Genomic DNA, 15,727 nt, shown 5'->3' with positions numbered 1-15,727 from the left:
GGTTTCGATGCCGCAACATCCATCCCTCGATCGCACCCGCCGCAGCCTGCTCGCGGCGAGTGGCGCATGGGCCGTCATCGCGGCGCTGAAGCCGGAGCGCGCGCAGGCGCAGGCAGGCACCGGTTCGCGCATCGGCGTGATCGGCGCCGGCCGCATCGGCGGCACCATCGGCGGGCTCTGGGTCAAGGCCGGCCATCCGGTGATGTTCTCGTCGCGCCACCCCGAAGAACTCAAGGACCTGGTCTCGGGGCTGGGTCCGCTTGCCAGCGCCGGCACGGTGGCGCAGGCCATTGCTTTCGGCGACGCGCTCTTTATCGCCGTGCCCTATGGTGCGCTGCCGCAGATCGGCAAGGACTACGGCAGCGCGCTCAAGGGCAAGGTCCTGCTCGACGCCTGCAACGCCGTCGCCTCGCGCGACGGCAGCGTGGCCGACGAGGTGGAGCAGGAGGGCATCGGTGTCGTCTCGCAGAAGTACCTGGCGGGTGCGCGGCTGGTGCGGGCCTTCAACACCATGTCGTACACGATCTTCGCGCGCGAGGCCAACCGGCCCGAGCCGAGATTGGCCATCCCCATCGCCGGCGACGATCCGGAAGCCGTCAAGGTGGCGGCAGGGCTCGTGCGCCATGCCGGGTTCGATCCCGTGGTCGTCGGAAAGCTGGCCGACGCACGGCGATTCCAGCGCGGCGGGCCGGGCTACGGCCAGTCGGTGAGCGCGGCGGAGCTCAGACAGAAGCTGTCGCTGGCGCCATGACGGCGGCCGAGCGCTGGCTGCGACGTGCAGTTCCGGCCACGCCGCAGGAGTCGGCGGCGGCGCTTTGGTCCTTCGGCTACTTCTTCGCGCTGCTGGCGGGTTACTACGTGCTGCGGCCACTGCGTGACCAGATGGGCATCGCCGGCGGCACGCGGGCGCTGCCCTGGCTCTTCACTGCCACTTTCGTGACGCTGCTGGTCGCGCAGCCGCTCTACGGCATGCTGGTGGCGCGGCTGCCGCGCGCCAGGTTCATCCCCATCGTCTATCACTTCTTCGTCGCCAACCTCGCGGTGTTCTGGGTGCTGCTGGCGCTCGATGTCGAGCCGGTGATCGTGGCGCGCGTGTTCTTCGTGTGGGTCAGCGTCTTCAACCTGTTCGCGGTCGCGGTGTTCTGGTCCTTCATGGCCGATCTCTTCACGAGCGAGCAGGGCAAGCGCCTGTTCGGCTTCATCGGTGCGGGTGGAACGGCGGGCGCGCTGCTGGGGCCTGCCATCACCATCGCGCTGTCGGTGCCGCTGGGGCCGCACAACCTGCTGATCGCGGCCATCGTGTTTCTAGAGATCGCGGTGTTCTGCGCGCATCGGCTGGAACGCAGCGCGGGCGTGAACCCGGGCCACCGGCACGACGCGTCTCGTGTGGGCGGCAGCGCCCTTGCCGGGTTGTGGGGCCTGTTCCGCTCGCCCTACCTGATCGGCGTTGCCGCGTGGGTGAGCCTGCTGTCCTTCGGCGCCACGATGCTCTACTTCGCGCAGGCGAACGTGGTATCCGCCACCGTGCAGGGCGCCGGGGCGCAAACGCGGGTGTTCGCGAGCATCGACCTGGCCGTGGGGCTGCTCACGCTGGCGACGCAGGTGTTTGCCACCGGCCGGTTTCTCCAACGCTTCGGCACCGGCGTGGCGGCGGGTGCGCTGCCGGCGGTCTATGTCATCGGCTTTTTCGCGCTGGCGATGACGCCAACCCTGGCGGTGATCGTCGTCTTCCAGGTCGCTCAGCGATGGATGAACTTCGCCATTGCCAATCCGGCGCGGCAGGTGTTCTTCACCGTCGTCGGGCGCGAGGAGAAATACAAGGCCAAGAACCTGATCGACGTCGTCGTCTACCGGGGCTCCGATGCGCTCTACGGGTGGGTCTACGACGTGCTGCACGCTGCCGGACTCAAGATTGGCGCGATCGCGTTGTGCGCGGTGCCGGTGGTGCTCGCGTGGCTCATCCTGTCGGCGACGCTGGGGCGCATGCAGGAGCGACGTGCCGCTCTGGACGATGCCCCCACCGTGCAAGGAGAACCGACGTGACATACATCACCCGGCGAAGCTTTTCCGTGCTGGCATTCGCGCTCGCCAGCGCCCGCGCACTGTCAGCGGACGATGCGGTGGCTGCGCAGATTCGTGCCGGGGGCTGCGTGGTGCTCTGGCGACATGCCCAGACCACGCCCGGCGTCGGAGACCCGCCGGGGTTCAGGCTCGGCGTGTGCAGCAGTCAGCGCAACCTGAGCATGGAGGGGCGCACGCAGGCCAGCGCAGCAGGCGAATGGTTCAAGGCCCGCGCACTCAAGCCGACGGCGGTGCGATCGAGCGCATGGTGTCGATGCAGGGATACGGCGGACCTCGCATTCGGCACTCACGTGCATTGGGCCCCGCTCGACTCGACCTTTGGCCGTTCGGCCGACGCGGGAGGGCGACGGCAGGTGTTGCTGGATGCGCTGACGCGCATTCCGGCAGGCGCTTTCGAGGTCTGGGTCACCCATCAGGTGAACATCGGTGCTTTCACCGGCGAATCGGTTGCGATGGGCGAAGCCGTGATCGTCGGGCCGGAGGGCAGGGTGCTGGGCCGCAGCGACTTCGGTTGAAGCCGATCTACTTCTTCGGCGCATCCAGCTTGACCTTCACCGGGTCCGTCTCGCCGACAGCCGCCCACGCCCTGGTGTCGAAGTGGAACTCGGCGACGGCGCATGTGGGCATGTCGACGATCTTGCTCGACAGCCGGTGCGCGAGGTGGGTGAACTCGGGGTTGTGACCGAAGAGCATCACGCCGTCGAGCCTGTCATCCAGCGCGCGGACGACGGCAAGCAGGTCGTCAGGGCTGCTTGCGTAGAGCCGTTCATTGACGACGATGTCCTTGCGTTGGCAGCCGATCTCGTCCGCGATGAGCTGCGCCGTCGTCAGCGCTCGCCGCGCCGGGCTCGACACGAGCAGATCGGGCTTCACTCCACGCTTGCCGAGGCGCTTGCCCATCGTGGGCGCATCCTGCCGGCCTCGATCGTCCAGGGATCGCTCCCGGTCGGACAAGGACGGATCGTCGCGACTCGATTTGGCATGCCGTACCAGGAACAGTGTTTTCACGATCAGCTTCCCTTCTCGCCCGACTCTACCTCTCCATGAGGGATGGCGGAGTGTCGTATCCACGTCTTCAGTAGGCAGACTGACACGGACGGCCGCCGCAGCCATACTAGGCGTTCCACGAACGGAGGTAGCGTAATGGCCCAGCATGCAATTACTGCTGTTCACTGCAGCGGCGACAAGATCGATCTCGTGGCCATTCATGCGGTCGTGGAAAAGGAGTTCGGCTCGACCGAATTCGCGCTTGGCGCGGTCCAACGGATCAGCATCGGGGATTGCGTCGGTCTCCTTGCTGCCGGCGAGGAGGTCTGCCTTGCCCGGCGCACCGAAAGCCATGACTGGGAAATCGTCTGCGACGTTGAACTCTTGCCCGGTGGCAGCGGCATCACCGGCGTCGATATTGTCGGCCGACCGAACGATGCCTTGAGGAGCCTTCCAACGTGGGGCTAGCGGCCCATACCCTTCCCACGTCCAGGTCCACCGTGCCCGCGCAGGAGGAGCCGCTCATCACGTTTCGAGGGTGAGCAGCGGCACGTCCCGTTCGCGGGCCATCGTGTCGAGTTGAGCGCGCGTGCGGGTGCCGATCCAGCGCGCGATCGCCTCATGGGTTTCGGCGGCGGCCATGTCCGTCGATGCAAGGCCCGCCATCTCGCACAGGCGGGTCGCGAAGTGCGGCTCCAGCGCGGCGACCGCCACGCGTCCATCGACGCAGGGGTAGACGCGGTAGCCCGCATGGGCGCCGCCGACCGCGCCCGTGGGCGTCGTCAGGCCCCAGGTGCGCGGCAGCGCCAGCCAGTCGGCGGCGGCATTGAGCGCGATCTCCAGGTAGATGCCCGTTGCGTTGGCCGCGGTGTTGCGCAGCGCCGCTGTCAACACCGCTTCGCTCGCGAGCAGCGCGCCGCCCATGTCGGCGTACAGCGTGGGTGGCAGTTCCGTGCCGGTGATCAGCCCGCTCTCGGCGAGATAGGTCAGGTCGTGGCCAGGCTCCTCGGCGCGCTCGGCAGGCGCGCCGACGATGGCGACCTGCGAAAGCATTGGATGCCGCGCACGCAGCGCCTCCCAACCCAGGCCCAGCTTGGCGAGCGCCGACGGCCTGAAGGAGGTCAGCAGCACGTCGGTCTCTTCGAGCACGCGATGCAGATGCTGCTGCCCGGCCTCGGTCTTGAGGTCGGCGACCTCGACCTTCACGCCCTCGTGCAGCGCGGCGTAGGCGGTCCGGTTGTAGTGGCCCATCGGGTCGCCCGACGGCGGCTCGAGCTTGGTGCACGTGGCGCCCATGGCGCGACAGCGCATCAGTGCGGCAGGCCCGGGCAGATTGAGCGCCAGGCTCAGCACGCGGACACCGGCCAGCGGTGCGAATGCGGTGTCGGAAGCAGGGGCTGAAGTGGTGGTCGGCATGGGTCGGATCCTTGTCGTGTCACCTTGGGAGCTTACCGGCTTGCGTCTGGCGCTCTACGATGCGGCTTGCAAAGCCTGTTCCACACCAAGACAAGGAGACCCTCATGTTCCAAACCGATCTCATGGCCGGCCAGCGCATCCTCGTGACGGGCGGCGGCACCGGCCTCGGCCGCGCGATGGCCGAACGCTTCCTCGGCCTGGGCGCAGATGTCGCGATCTGCGGCCGCCGGCAGAGCGTCTGCGAGGACACCGCCGCCGAATGGCGCAAGCAGTTTCCGGAGCGGCGCATCGACACCTTCGGCGTCGACATCCGAAACGCGCAGGCGGTGGATGAAATGGTCGAGAGCCTCTGGCAGTCGGGCGGGCTGACGGGGCTCATCAACAACGCGGCGGGCAACTTCGTCTCGCCGACGGAGGCCCTGTCGCCGCGCGCCTTCGATGCGGTTGCCAACATCGTCTTCCACGGCAGCTTCTACGTCACGCAGGCGGTCGGAAAGCGCTGGGTCGCGGAGGCCAAGGAAGGAAAGTGGAAGGCCGGCGATCCGTACCGCAGCGTGATGAGCATCATCGTGACCTGGGTCGACAACGGCAGCCCCTATGTGGTGCCATCGGCCATGAGCAAGGCGGGCATCGAGGTGATGACCAAGTCGCTCGCGGTCGAGTGGGCTCGTTTCGGCATCCGGCTCAACGCGGTCGGCCCTGGCGAGATTCCGACCGAAGGCATGAGCAAGCGCCTGAACCCGGGCGAGGAGCCCGGCGCACGCAGCAAGGCGCTGAACCCGATGGCGCGCACCGGAATGATGAGCGAGCTGCAGAACCTGGCCGCCTTCCTGATGGCGCGCGGCCAGTGCGATTGGCTTACGGGCCAGAGCATCATGATGGATGGTGCCGGGGCGCTCGCGACCGGTGGCAACTTCTACGAGCTGCGGCAGTGGAGCGATGCCGACTGGCTGGCCGCGCGCGAGCGCATCGAGGCGCAGAACCAGAAGGACAAGGCGCAGCGCTAGCGCCTTGCGAGAGCCTCAGACGCTCTGCGGCGCCCGCAGCCACGCCACCGCGCGCGTAGCGAGGCCCTGGTTGATCACCAGCCCGAGCAGCACTGCCGCAGTGCCGACCCACTGCGCCGGGCTCGGCCGTTCGCCGAAGCACACCGCCGCCGCGGCCAGCCCGACGACCGGCACGAGCAGCGAGAAGGGCACCACGCGGCCCGCGGGATGGCGCTGAAGCAGGCGGGTCCACAGCGTGTAGGCGAGCAGTGTCGCGAACCACGCGAGGAAGAGCACCGCCGACACAGCGCGCTGGTCCAGCCCGGCGAGCTGATGCATCACCTTCGCAGGTCCATCGAGCGCCAGCGCGAACAGGGTGAAGGGAATGATCGGAAACAGGCTGCTCCACACGATGAAGCCTAAAGGGTCGTAGGCCGGCGCCGTGCGCACAGCGAAGCGCACCACGATGTTGGAGGAGGCCCACATGAAGGCGGCCGACAGCGTGAGCACGAAGCCGATCAGCGTCATCTGCCCTGGCCCGTCGCCGTGCGCCATGGCGATCACGACCAGGCCGGCGAGCGCCACGGAGAGGCCGAGCCACTGGGTCGGGCGCGCCCGTTCGCCCAGGAGCGGCGCCGCCAACAGCAGGGTGAAGAAGGCCTGCGTCTGCATCACGACCGATGCCATGCCCGCCGTCATGCCGAGTTGCAAGCCGAGGAAGAGCAGCCCGAACTGACCCAGGCCCTGTGCGAGCCCGTAGGCCGCGAGAAAGCGCCAGGGCAGCGCCGGCCGGCGCACGAAGAGGATCAGCGGCAAGGCGGCCGCGGCGAATCGCAGGGCGCCGAGCAGCATCGGGCTCAGGTCGCGCAGGCCCAGCTTCATGACGACGAAGTTCAGGCCCCAGATCAGCACGACGCTCATGGCGCGGCCGAAGTCGGCCCGGCTGAGGCTGGTCGGCGCCGTCATGCGAGGACCTGACCGGGTCGCGAAGCCCGGCCACAGCGCGCGGCCTTGAAAGCGAGGAAGGCTTCCAGGCTGGTCTTGCGCGGCACGTAGCCGAACTCCGACTTCAGCCGGGCGTTGGACAGTACCGGCCGATAACGCAGGAAATCGAGCTGCTCGGGCCCATAGCGGCTGATTCCGAGTCGCGATCCGATCGCGAGGGCCAATCTCAGAAGCGATGCCGGCAGCACCAGCATCGGCTTGCGAAGGATCGCGGCGATCTGCGACAGCGTGAGCGCGCCGTCGCCTGCGACGTTGAAGCAGCCGTCGCGCCCGGTGGTGATCGCGTGGATGACGCAGCCTGTCACATCCTCGTCCCAGATGAAGACGAAAGGGCTGTCGCTGCCGCGGATCGCCAGGATGCGAGGCTTGTCGAAGAGCGCCGTGATCTGGTTGTGCACGTTGCTGCCGAGGATGGTGCCGATGCGCAACACCGTCTGGCGCAGCACAGGATGCGAGGTGCGGTAGTCGGCGAGCATTTCCTCGACGAGCCGTTTGTGATGCGCGTAGGCAAAGGCCTGGTTGCCGCGCAATGCGTCGTTCTCGTCGATCCACGGCGGGTTGTCGGCGTGGTAGCCATAGGCCGCGCCGCTCGACGACACCACGATGTGCTGCACGCCTTGCGCAACGCAGACCTCGAGCACGTTGCGTGTGCCGAGGACGTCCACCGAATATTCGAACGCGCGCGTGCTGCCGGGCCCCGGCGTCACGATCGAGGCGAGGTGGACGACCGAGTCGATGGCGTGTTCGGCCAGTGTCGTGCGCAGCTCCGGTGCGCGCACGTCCTGCACGGCATAAGTTACGCCGTGCACGCGGCGGGAGGCGGGTACGTCACGGACGTCCAGCGCCACCACGCAATCGAGATCGGGCAACTGGGCCAGAGCAGCCACCACCGTGCGGCCGAGAAAACCGTCGGCGCCGGTGACGAGCACCCGGCGCGCCGCGAAGGGCAGGGAAACATCCATGATTCAGGCCGAACGCGCGGCCGGTGAGGAAAGGGGGCGGCGCGCCCACCATGCGGCGAGCCCGAGGCCCGCGACGATGTCCCAGAAGCCCCAGACGCCGGCGACGACCGCCATGCCGCCGAGCCCGCCGAAGAAACTGAAGATCAGCACTAGGCCGAGGCCCGCGTTGCGGATGCCGACCTCGAAGCTGACTGCGCGCCGGTCGTATTCCGCCAGCCCCGTTGCGGTCGCGCAGGCGTAGCCGGTGGCAAAGGCCAGCGCGTCGTGCAGCACCACGGCGAGCAGCACGAGGCTCACGTAGTCGAGGAAGTAGCGCCAGTTGCCTGCGATCGCCGCCAGGATGAATCCGATCAGGCAGACGAAGCTCAGGATGCGCGCCGGCCTCTTGATGCGATTCGTGAGCGCAGGCAGGTAGTGCGAGAAAGCAAGCCCGATGACGAAGGGCGCACCGATGATCGCCACGATGTGCATCACCATTTCGCCCGGATTGAGCGCGATGGTCTTGAGCAGCGGTGCCGCCGTCGGATGAATGCCGCCCCAGAACGCGAAGTTGAGCGGCATCACGACGATCGAGATGAGGTTCGAGATCGCCGTCATCGACACCGACAGCGCCACGTTGCCCCCCGCACGGTGCGTGAGGATGTTCGACACGTTGCCCGGCGGGCAGCACGCGACGAGGATCATCCCCAGCGCGATGCTCGGCGCCGGCTGCAGCACCAGCGTGAGCCCGAAGGTGACGGCAGGCAGCACGATGAACTGCGCGGCGATGCCGACCGCCATTGCCACCGGCATGCGCATCACGCGCTTGAAGTCCTCGATGCGCGTGTCCAGCGCAATGCCGAACATCAGGAAGCCGAGCACCGCATTGAGCAGGACCAGCGATGCCGGATTGAAGTTGAGGCGAATCTCGTCGACGGGAAGCGGGAGCATGAGACGTTTCTTTGTGGCTGCGTTGTTCAGGCCAGCGCGGCGGACGCTTCGCGCACGGCGCGACGGTAGCTGTCCTTGTTGACGTAGTAGGCCATCCGCTCCAGCTTCAGGTACTTATAGCCGCCGGAGAGATCGGGCGTCGGGCCCGCCTTGGCTTCCCTGAGCGCCGCCGCCTGCGGCCGGCCCTGTGACTGCGCCTTGAAGTAGCGTGCGACCAGTTCGGCCTGCTCGTAGCGGCCCTGCCAGCCGATGCCGCTGGCCTCGATCATCCCGAGCACGGCCAGGTTGTCGAAGCCCGGGGCGAAGATGTTCAGGTAGAGCTTCGGCGCCATGCCCTGCCAGTTGAGCCAGGTGCGGTCGATGAAGGGGTAGTGCAGCTTGTAGCCCGTTGCACAGAGGATGAGGTCGTAGTCGCGGGAGGTACCGTCCTTGAAATGCACGGTGTCGCCGTCCAGCCGCGCGATGTCGGCGCGCACGCCGATGTCGCCGTGGCCGATGTGATGCAGCACCAGTGAATTCACGACCGGATGCGATTCGTACATGCGGTAGTCCGGCTTGGGGAAGCCGAAGCGCACGGGGTCGCCGGTGAACCATTGCAGCACCTTGGCATCGAGCCGCTGCTTGATCCACGCGGGCAGCGGCCGCTTGCCGCCGAGCGTGTCGGCCGGCTTGCCGAAGATGTACTTGGGCACGAAGTAGTAGCCGCGGCGCACCGAGATATCGACGCTCTTCGCGTAGTGCACGGCATCGACCGCGATGTCGCAGCCGCTGTTGCCGGCGCCGACCACGAGCACGCGCTTGTCCTGGAAAAGGCTCGCATGCTTGTAGGCGGAGGTGTGCCGCAGCTCGCCGTTGAAGCGGCCTTCGAAGCGCGGCATGCTCGGCTCGGACAAAGTGCCGTTGGCGATGATCACGCCCTTGTAGTCGGCCGTCTCGATGCGGCCACCGCCAGTGTCGACGCTCACGCGCCACAGGGTCGCGGCGTTCTCCGTCACGGGCTCCACGCGCAGCACTCTCGTTGCGAAGCGGAAGTGCCGGCGCAGATCGAAGTGGTCCGCGAAGTCGCTGAAATAGCGGCGCAGCTCGGCGTGGCTCGGATAGTCGGCCACCTCGTCTGCCATCGGAAACTCGGCGAACTCCGTCGTCCGCTTGGACGAGATCAGGTGGGCCGATTGGTACACCGTGCTGCGCGGATTGCCGATGTTCCACAGCCCCCCGACGTCTTCGTAGGCCTCGAAGCCCTGGAAAGGGATGCCGAGCTTCTGCAGATTGCGTGCGCCGGCAAGCCCCGACGGGCCGGCGCCGATCAGGGCGATTTGCTGGTGGGTAGGCACGGGGGCGGGCACAGGTTGGCTCACGAAAGGAAACTCCGACTCACAGGGGAACCGCCGCTCAGCGCGTGGCGGCTTCGGGGATGGGCGCAGGGGCGTCGGCGGCGGGGCCGGCGGCCTCCGTCACCGGCAGCCCGGGAATGGGCGTAGCGCCCGGTTCGCCGGCGCGCGGCTTGCGTGGTTGCCGCAGCAGCAGGGCGTCATGCCAGGCGGCAGGCAGCAGGCCGAGCGCATTCGACAGCCAGCCGAGGCGGCGCGGCAGCACGAGTTGCTCGCGGCCATGGGACAGCGCGTGCAGGATGGCGATGGCAGCGTCTTGTGGTGCCATCAGGCCCGGCATGGCGAAGCGGTTGCCGGCCGTCAGCGGCGTGCGCAGGTAGCCCGGGCTGACGGTGCACACATGCACGCCGCTCGGGCGCAGCTCGGCGCGCAGGCTTTCGAGGTAGCGGATCAAGCCGGCCTTGCTGGCGCAGTAGGCGCCATTGCCGGGCAGTCCGCGCCGGCCGGCCAGGCTCGCGATGCCCGCGAGCGTTCCTTGGCCGCGATCGCGCATCGGCGCGACGAACGGCTGGAAGGTGGTGGCGACCCCAAGCAAGTTGATTTCGAGGATGCGGCGGAACACCGTCAGGTCCGCGGCCTGGGCCGTGTCATACCCGCCCGCGACGCCCGCGTTGGCGATCACCGCGTCGGGCACGCCGTGGCGCGACATCCAGTCCTGAGCCATCGATTGCATCGCGGCGGCGTCGCTCACGTCCGGCGTGTAGACCGACGTGCGACCTGGGGCCGATGCGGCCATGGCGCGGAGTGCCGCAGTGTCCAAGCCGGCAAGCGCGACCTTCGAACCCCGCGCCAGCGCCTCGGCAGCCAAGGCGCGGCCGAGGCCGCCGCAGGCGCCGGTGATGACGAGGTTGTCGAGACGAAAAGTCATGGAATCGTTTGTTTGGGGTGTGCAGCTTAGCGAAATCGCGGCAAAATCTCGAAAATATTCTCTTATTAGTCTCGATTTCAGAGATTTTCTTATGAATTATCGCTCCTCAGATCTGCAAGAAGATGCTGATCCGGCCCTGACGCCCGGCTTGCGCCTCTTCCAGTTGCTGGAGCACGTCGTCGCTGCGCCCGAGCCTCAGACACTCGTCGAAATCGTGCGAACCAGCGGCCAGCCCAAGCCGTCGGTGCACCGCATGCTCCAGCAACTGGAGGCCGGCGGTCTTCTGGCGCGCGGCGGCGACGGGCGTCGCTACGCGACCACGCCGCGTCTCATGCAGTTCGCGGAAACGGTGCTGCGCGGCAGCACCGCGACTGGCGTGCGCCACGCGGTGTTGCGCCAACTGGTGGCGGACGTGGGCGAGACCTGCAATCTCACGGCGCTGTCGGGCGCCGAGGTGATCTACCTCGACCGTGTGGAGACAGCGTTTCCGCTGCGGCTGGAACTGGGTCCTGGCTCGCGCGTGCCGCTGCATTGCTCGGCCAGCGGCAAGCTGTTCCTGGCCCATCTGCCGCGGGCCCAGCGAGAGCGGCTGCTCGACGGGCTCCGGTACGAGCGCCACACGCCCCACACGCTGTGCTCACGCGAAGCGCTCGAGGCCGAGATCGAGCGCATCCACCACGACGGCCATTCGGTCGATGCCGAGGAGTTCATCGAAGGCCTCGTGTGTGTCGCGGTGCCGGTTCGCGACGAGCCGCACGGCCCGGTGCGATGCGCTGTCGCGCTGCAGGCGCCTGCCGTGCGCATGCCGTTGCCGGATGCGTTGCAGCAACTCGACAAGTTGCGCACCGCCGCGCAGGGCATCGCCCGGGCGATGCGCTGATTCAGTAGGCAATGTCCGCGCCGCGCTCTGCCAGCAGCGCGCGCAGGAAGGACCGGTGGCAGCGCGACTCGTCCTCGCAATAGCAGCCGACCGACAGCGCGCTCTGGTGCGACAGCGCCGCCAGCAGATCCAGGCTGCGACTGGCGTCGGCCTCGGCCATTTCGCTTCGGTACTTGCGGCCGAAAGCTGTCCACTGGGCAGGCACGCCGGAGGCCTGGGCTGCCTGGGCCATCTTCATCGTCTCGACCGAGGGGGCGAGGTTCGGGTACCAGACGTCGTACCAGTTCTGCGAGGCGAATTCGGTCTTGGGCACGCCGCGCGGCGGTCGCCGCACGGTGCCGATGCGCAAGCCTTCGCCGGGTGCGCGGTCGCTGCCGAGCCGGACGATACGGATGGCCATTGTTGTTTCCTCCTCGATGGGCTGGTCAGCTTCCGACGATACCGCCATCGCGTCGACGCACGGCCACGGTGGCCGACCTCGGGCGCGCGCTGCCGGCCACGGTGCCGTCAGGCCAGGCGCTGTTGGCCGTGCCGCTGCCGTCTTCGCGCGTCTCGCCGGGATGCTGGATGTTGACGAACAGGCTGCGGCGGTCCGGTGTGACGGTGCATCCCGTGATCTCGCAACCATTGGGGCCGACGAGAAAGCGCCTGATGCGACCGCTGGCCGGATCGGCGCAGAGCATCTGGTTGTTGCCGAGCGCAGCCATCGGTCCCTTGCCGATGGCCGGGCCGGCCATGTCGGTCTGGATCCACAGCAAGCCGCCGCTGTCGAAACGCAGGCCGTCGGGGTTGCCGAAGGCGTCGGCGTCGGCGCTGGGGTAGCGCGTGTCTGCGCCGGGCCATTGGGGATCGCCCGCGAGCGCGAAGTGGTCCCACGTGAAGGTGGTACTGGCGGCGTCCTGTCCGCTTTCGCTCCAGCGGAGGATGCCGCCGAAGAGGTTGTTCGCTCGCGGATTCGCCGCATCGGCCGCGGGCTTGCCGGGCGCGCCGCGCTGGGTGTTGTGGGTAAGCGTGACGTACACCTCGCCGCTTTCGGGATGCACGGCGATCCATTCGGGCCGGTCCATCTTCGTGGCGCCCACGACGTCGCCGGCCAGGCGCGCGTGGATCAGCACCTCGGCCTGGTCCGCGAAGCCGCTGGCCGCATCGACGCCATTGCGCCCGTGCCTGAGTTCGAGCCATTGGCCGCGGCCGTCCGCGTCGTAGCGCGCAACGTACAGCGTGCCCTCGTCGAGCAGGTTGCGATTGGCCGCGCGGGCCGCCGCGTCATTGCCCGGGTGGACCTTGTCGCGGCTCACGAACTTGTAGATGTATTCGAAAGCGGAGTCGTCGCCCATGTACACCGCGAGCCGGCCGTCGCGGGTCTGCGTGCAGGTGGCGCTCTCCTGGCGCTTTCGACCGAGGGCGGTGCGCTTGACGGGCACGGAGCCGGGGTCGAAGGGATCGATCTCGATCACCCAGCCGAAACGATGGGCTTCGTTGGGATGCTTCGAGAGGTCGAAGCGTTCGTCGAAGCGCCAGTAGTCCAGCCATTGCGATCCGCTCACCGTGCCGTAGCGGCGCTGTGCGGGCGTGGCGCGGGGCGCGGCCTCCTTGGGGCCGCCGAAATAGCCGTGGAAGTTCTCCTCGCAACTCAGGTAGGTGCCCCAGGGCGTGACGCCCATCGCGCAATTGGCGAAGGTGCCGAACACGCGGTCGCCGCCGGGGTTGGCCGCCGTTCGCATCAACGGCCTGCCGGCTGCCGGACCGGCGATGCGCATCGCGGTGGCGCCGTGCACGCGGCGGGCGTAGCGCGAAGGGAGCACCTGACTCCATCCGCCGTTCGTCAACTCGACTTCGATCACCGACACGCCCATTGCATGCAGCGACTTGCGGGTCTTCTCCTCGGTCCACGGCGTCATGCCTTGCGCATGGAGCAAGCGCTCGTCGGTGTACTCGTGGTTCATCACGAGCAGCCCGCGATCGGTGCGCCCGTCCAGCGCGAAGAAGTGCATCCCGTCGTGGTGCATGCCGGCCTGAACCGCCTGGTCGGCCGCGCTGTTCGATGCATCGGGCGAGAAAGTCGGCATGGACGAGGCGATGCCCGTCGGCGCGCCCCAGGGGTAGAGCACCTGCGCCTCGTATTCGGGCGGTACCGTGACGCCGTCGTGCAGTGTGGCGGGCACAGGGGTGAAGCCGAGTCGACCGTCGGCAGCACGGGGCAGGGCACAGCCTTCGCCCAGGAACGCAACGACCGCGGCAGCGGCACCGGACTGGAGAAACTGGCGGCGGGCGAATGGCATCGTGCGTTGTTGGGTGGGCGACAGCGCGATCATCGCCGAGCATCGATACTTGCCCGAAAGCCCTGGAGACACGCAATGAACGAACGCATCGAATCGATCCGCCACGCCGACGGCGTGGTCGAACTGCACCTTGCACGCGCCGACAAGATGAATGCGCTGGACCCTGCCATGTTCGATGCCCTCATCGACGCCGGCACCCGGCTCTGCAACGACGCCAGCGTGCGCGCCGTGGTGCTTGCCGGGCGTGGCAAGGCCTTCTGCGCGGGGCTCGACATGCAATCCTTCCAGCGCATGGGGCAGGGCAGCGGCAGCGGCGTCATCGGGTCCGGCTCCGCCGGCAGTGACCTCCTCGAGCGTACCCATGGCATCTCCAATGCCGCACAGCAGGTGGCGATGGTCTGGCGCGAAGTGCCCGTGCCGGTGATTGCCGCGGTCCATGGTGTCGCCTTCGGCGGCGGACTGCAGGTGGCGCTGGGCGCCGATGTGCGGCTGGTCGCGCCTGGCACGAAGATGTCCGTGATGGAAATCAAGTGGGGACTGGTGCCCGACATGGGCGGCATGGTCCTGATGCGCGAACTGGCGCGAAACGATGTGGTGCGCGAACTCACTTTCACCGGCCGCATCTTCTCGGGCGAGGAGGCGGTGGCGATCGGCTTCGCCACACGCGTGGCGACCGACCCCCTGGCCGAGGCGCTGGAGATAGCACGCGAAATCGCGCAGAAGAGCCCCGACGCGATCCGTGCGGGCAAGCGACTGTTGAACGCGGCCATGGGGCACAGCGCGGCGGACTTGCTGCTGGCGGAATCGATCGAACAGAAGGCATTGATCGGGAGCGCCAATCAGACCGAGGCCGTGCGCGCCAACATCGAAAAGCGTGCGCCGCGGTTCAGTGATCCTCAGCTGGCGCGCTGAGCGCTTTCACTAGACGCCGCGAAAGTTCAGCCACTCTTGCGTGGGCGCGCGGTCGCTGACGAGTCCGTTCACCGGGTGCTCGGGATCGCGATAACCGATCGACATGCCGCAAAACAGCATGCGCTCGGGCGGCATCTCGATGGCGCTGCCTACACTGGCAGGGTAGAGCGCCCAGCATTCCTGTGGGCAACTGTCCAGTCCTTCGCCGCGCAACAGCAGCATCACCGTCTGCAGGTACATACCCAGGTCCGACCACTGCGGCGGACCCATCGTGCGGTCGACCGAGCAGAACAGCGCCATCGGCGCGCCGAAGAAGCTGTAGTTGTTCGCGAACCAGCGGCGGCGCGCGGCCTTGTCGTCGCGAGGGATGCCCAGGCGTGCATACATCGCCTCGCCGACCTGGAACCGGCGGTCGCGCCAGGGGGCGCGCAGGTTGGGCGGGTAGATGTCGTACTCGGTGGGCTCCGGCTCGCCCTCGGCAAGGCGCTCGCGCATGGTGGACTTCAGGCCGGCAAGGGCGTCGCCCGCAAGCACGTCGATGTGCCACGGCTGCAGGTTGCCCCCTGACGGCGCGCGCGCAGCCATCGTCAACACCTTGCGGATCGCCTCGCCATCGACCGGCGTCGGCAGGAAGGCGCGGATGGAATGGCGGCTGGCAACGGCTTCCTGGATGTGCATGAGACGGCTCGAAGTGGGTGGGGCAAGTTTAAGCAGGCTGTAAGGCGCCAAGGGCCATACTCCCGGGGTGCCTATGACCCTACTCCATCGCTTGGCAGCGCAGGTGCTGCCCGTTGCCGTCACCGGCGGTGCGCAAGTCGACGCCGTGCGCGTGCTGAACATGGCCGGCCATGTGAAGGCTGTGATCCCCAGGCCCGTGCGGACCCTGGACGGCTACGAGCAGCCGCCGGCCACGGTCACCGAGATCACCTCGCTCGGACACAGCATGCTCCGGCGATTCCCCCTTCGATAGGGACGCCCCTGAACGGGGCGCTTCCGCGACATTCCGGGGCGCGGGATGCAGCCGTA

At 67.9% G+C, this 15,727-nt stretch carries 18 protein-coding genes; 8 read left to right on the top strand and 10 right to left on the bottom strand.

Features of this window, described 5'->3' with window-relative positions:
- Window positions 1-7: 7 nt before the first annotated feature.
- Genes QTI24_RS05160 through QTI24_RS05150 form a run of 3 tightly spaced genes read left to right on the top strand, consistent with a single transcriptional unit; the run spans window position 8 to window position 2,597 of the window.
- Window positions 8-751, top strand: coding sequence for an NADPH-dependent F420 reductase (locus QTI24_RS05160; protein WP_286598755.1), 744 nt, complete (start codon window positions 8-10; stop codon window positions 749-751).
- A complete protein-coding gene (locus tag QTI24_RS05155; RefSeq protein ID WP_286598753.1) occupies window positions 748-2,043 on the top strand; it encodes an NTP/NDP exchange transporter in 1,296 nt (431 codons plus the stop codon). The genes QTI24_RS05160 and QTI24_RS05155 overlap by 4 nt, the downstream gene beginning before the upstream one ends.
- Complete coding sequence (locus QTI24_RS05150; protein ID WP_286598752.1) at window positions 2,040-2,597, top strand: histidine phosphatase family protein; 558 nt, start codon at window positions 2,040-2,042, stop codon at window positions 2,595-2,597. The genes QTI24_RS05155 and QTI24_RS05150 overlap by 4 nt, the downstream gene beginning before the upstream one ends.
- A 7-nt stretch (window positions 2,598-2,604) precedes the next feature.
- On the opposite strand, the gene QTI24_RS05145 is transcribed toward QTI24_RS05150, so the two are convergent.
- Window positions 2,605-3,090, bottom strand: coding sequence for a SixA phosphatase family protein (locus QTI24_RS05145; RefSeq protein WP_286598749.1), 486 nt, complete (start codon window positions 3,088-3,090; stop codon window positions 2,605-2,607).
- A 135-nt stretch (window positions 3,091-3,225) separates the two neighbouring features.
- Here QTI24_RS05145 and QTI24_RS05140 point away from each other — a divergent pair, with 135 nt between their 5' ends.
- Window positions 3,226-3,537 (top strand): hypothetical protein, encoded by a 312-nt coding sequence (locus QTI24_RS05140; protein ID WP_286598747.1) that lies wholly within the window; start codon window positions 3,226-3,228, stop codon window positions 3,535-3,537.
- Between the two features lie 57 nt (window positions 3,538-3,594).
- Here the strand turns inward: QTI24_RS05140 and QTI24_RS05135 are convergent, their stop codons facing one another.
- On the bottom strand, window positions 3,595-4,485 hold the full coding sequence (locus QTI24_RS05135; RefSeq protein ID WP_286598746.1) for a CoA transferase: 891 nt from the start codon (window positions 4,483-4,485) through the stop codon (window positions 3,595-3,597).
- A gap of 104 nt (window positions 4,486-4,589) precedes the next feature.
- Between QTI24_RS05135 and QTI24_RS05130 the strand changes: the two genes are divergently transcribed.
- Window positions 4,590-5,492 carry an SDR family oxidoreductase gene (locus QTI24_RS05130; RefSeq protein ID WP_286598745.1) on the top strand — a complete coding sequence of 301 codons (903 nt, stop codon included), beginning with the start codon at window positions 4,590-4,592 and terminating at the stop codon, window positions 5,490-5,492.
- Between the two features lie 15 nt (window positions 5,493-5,507).
- On the opposite strand, the gene QTI24_RS05125 is transcribed toward QTI24_RS05130, so the two are convergent.
- From QTI24_RS05125 to QTI24_RS05105, 5 genes are read right to left on the bottom strand one after another with little or no spacing between them, the layout of a single operon-like run.
- On the bottom strand, window positions 5,508-6,437 hold the full coding sequence (locus tag QTI24_RS05125; RefSeq protein ID WP_286598744.1) for an EamA family transporter: 930 nt from the start codon (window positions 6,435-6,437) through the stop codon (window positions 5,508-5,510).
- Window positions 6,434-7,438, bottom strand: a complete 1,005-nt coding sequence (locus QTI24_RS05120; protein ID WP_286598743.1) for an SDR family oxidoreductase — start codon at window positions 7,436-7,438, stop codon at window positions 6,434-6,436. Before QTI24_RS05120 ends, QTI24_RS05125 begins: the two co-directional genes overlap by 4 nt.
- Before the next feature lie 3 nt (window positions 7,439-7,441).
- Entirely contained in the window at window positions 7,442-8,368 is a 927-nt protein-coding gene (locus tag QTI24_RS05115; protein WP_286598742.1) for a bile acid:sodium symporter family protein, read from the bottom strand.
- Between the two features lie 26 nt (window positions 8,369-8,394).
- Window positions 8,395-9,726, bottom strand: coding sequence for a flavin-containing monooxygenase (locus QTI24_RS05110; protein WP_286598741.1), 1,332 nt, complete (start codon window positions 9,724-9,726; stop codon window positions 8,395-8,397).
- Window positions 9,727-9,760: 34 nt separating this feature from the next.
- Complete coding sequence (locus QTI24_RS05105; RefSeq protein ID WP_286598740.1) at window positions 9,761-10,627, bottom strand: SDR family oxidoreductase; 867 nt, start codon at window positions 10,625-10,627, stop codon at window positions 9,761-9,763.
- A gap of 91 nt (window positions 10,628-10,718) precedes the next feature.
- Between QTI24_RS05105 and QTI24_RS05100 the strand changes: the two genes are divergently transcribed.
- On the top strand, window positions 10,719-11,507 hold the full coding sequence (locus tag QTI24_RS05100; protein ID WP_286598738.1) for an IclR family transcriptional regulator: 789 nt from the start codon (window positions 10,719-10,721) through the stop codon (window positions 11,505-11,507).
- A 1-nt stretch (window position 11,508) separates the two neighbouring features.
- On the opposite strand, the gene QTI24_RS05095 is transcribed toward QTI24_RS05100, so the two are convergent.
- Both QTI24_RS05095 and QTI24_RS05090 read right to left on the bottom strand, forming a co-directional pair.
- Window positions 11,509-11,907: a DUF488 domain-containing protein gene (locus QTI24_RS05095; protein ID WP_286598736.1), complete on the bottom strand. Its 399-nt coding sequence runs from the start codon at window positions 11,905-11,907 to the stop codon at window positions 11,509-11,511.
- A 25-nt stretch (window positions 11,908-11,932) separates the two neighbouring features.
- The gene (locus tag QTI24_RS05090; protein ID WP_286598734.1) at window positions 11,933-13,789 is read right to left on the bottom strand and encodes a PhoX family protein; all 1,857 of its coding nucleotides are present in this window, start codon (window positions 13,787-13,789) and stop codon (window positions 11,933-11,935) included.
- Window positions 13,790-13,864: 75 nt separating this feature from the next.
- Between QTI24_RS05090 and QTI24_RS05085 the strand changes: the two genes are divergently transcribed.
- Window positions 13,865-14,701 carry a crotonase/enoyl-CoA hydratase family protein gene (locus tag QTI24_RS05085; RefSeq protein WP_286598733.1) on the top strand — a complete coding sequence of 279 codons (837 nt, stop codon included), beginning with the start codon at window positions 13,865-13,867 and terminating at the stop codon, window positions 14,699-14,701.
- A gap of 9 nt (window positions 14,702-14,710) precedes the next feature.
- On the opposite strand, the gene QTI24_RS05080 is transcribed toward QTI24_RS05085, so the two are convergent.
- Window positions 14,711-15,379: a nitroreductase gene (locus QTI24_RS05080; protein WP_286598731.1), complete on the bottom strand. Its 669-nt coding sequence runs from the start codon at window positions 15,377-15,379 to the stop codon at window positions 14,711-14,713.
- Window positions 15,380-15,452: 73 nt separating this feature from the next.
- On the opposite strand from QTI24_RS05080, the gene QTI24_RS05075 reads away from it, so the two are divergent.
- Window positions 15,453-15,671: a hypothetical protein gene (locus QTI24_RS05075; RefSeq protein ID WP_286598729.1), complete on the top strand. Its 219-nt coding sequence runs from the start codon at window positions 15,453-15,455 to the stop codon at window positions 15,669-15,671.
- Window positions 15,672-15,727: the final 56 nt, after the last annotated feature.

Origin of the sequence: Variovorax sp. J22P240 (genome assembly GCF_030316855.1) — a bacterium.
Classification (GTDB): Bacteria; Pseudomonadota; Gammaproteobacteria; order Burkholderiales; family Burkholderiaceae_C; genus Variovorax.
This window is presented reverse-complemented; position numbering and strand designations above follow the sequence as displayed.

Bases quoted from the DNA above. Each gene is read 5' to 3' on its own strand.
- QTI24_RS05160 (WP_286598755.1), top strand. From the start codon at position 8: ATGCCGCAACATCCATCCCTCGATCGCACCCGCCGCAGCCTGCTCGCG.
- QTI24_RS05155 (WP_286598753.1), top strand. From the start codon at position 748: ATGACGGCGGCCGAGCGCTGGCTGCGACGTGCAGTTCCGGCCACGCCG.
- QTI24_RS05140 (WP_286598747.1), top strand. From the start codon at position 3,226: ATGGCCCAGCATGCAATTACTGCTGTTCACTGCAGCGGCGACAAGATC.
- QTI24_RS05135 (WP_286598746.1), bottom strand. From the start codon at position 4,485: ATGCCGACCACCACTTCAGCCCCTGCTTCCGACACCGCATTCGCACCG.
- QTI24_RS05130 (WP_286598745.1), top strand. From the start codon at position 4,590: ATGTTCCAAACCGATCTCATGGCCGGCCAGCGCATCCTCGTGACGGGC.
- QTI24_RS05125 (WP_286598744.1), bottom strand. From the start codon at position 6,437: ATGACGGCGCCGACCAGCCTCAGCCGGGCCGACTTCGGCCGCGCCATG.
- QTI24_RS05120 (WP_286598743.1), bottom strand. From the start codon at position 7,438: ATGGATGTTTCCCTGCCCTTCGCGGCGCGCCGGGTGCTCGTCACCGGC.
- QTI24_RS05115 (WP_286598742.1), bottom strand. From the start codon at position 8,368: ATGCTCCCGCTTCCCGTCGACGAGATTCGCCTCAACTTCAATCCGGCA.
- QTI24_RS05105 (WP_286598740.1), bottom strand. From the start codon at position 10,627: ATGACTTTTCGTCTCGACAACCTCGTCATCACCGGCGCCTGCGGCGGC.
- QTI24_RS05100 (WP_286598738.1), top strand. From the start codon at position 10,719: ATGAATTATCGCTCCTCAGATCTGCAAGAAGATGCTGATCCGGCCCTG.
- QTI24_RS05095 (WP_286598736.1), bottom strand. From the start codon at position 11,907: ATGGCCATCCGTATCGTCCGGCTCGGCAGCGACCGCGCACCCGGCGAA.
- QTI24_RS05090 (WP_286598734.1), bottom strand. From the start codon at position 13,789: ATGCCATTCGCCCGCCGCCAGTTTCTCCAGTCCGGTGCCGCTGCCGCG.
- QTI24_RS05085 (WP_286598733.1), top strand. From the start codon at position 13,865: ATGAACGAACGCATCGAATCGATCCGCCACGCCGACGGCGTGGTCGAA.
- QTI24_RS05080 (WP_286598731.1), bottom strand. From the start codon at position 15,379: ATGCACATCCAGGAAGCCGTTGCCAGCCGCCATTCCATCCGCGCCTTC.
- QTI24_RS05075 (WP_286598729.1), top strand. From the start codon at position 15,453: ATGACCCTACTCCATCGCTTGGCAGCGCAGGTGCTGCCCGTTGCCGTC.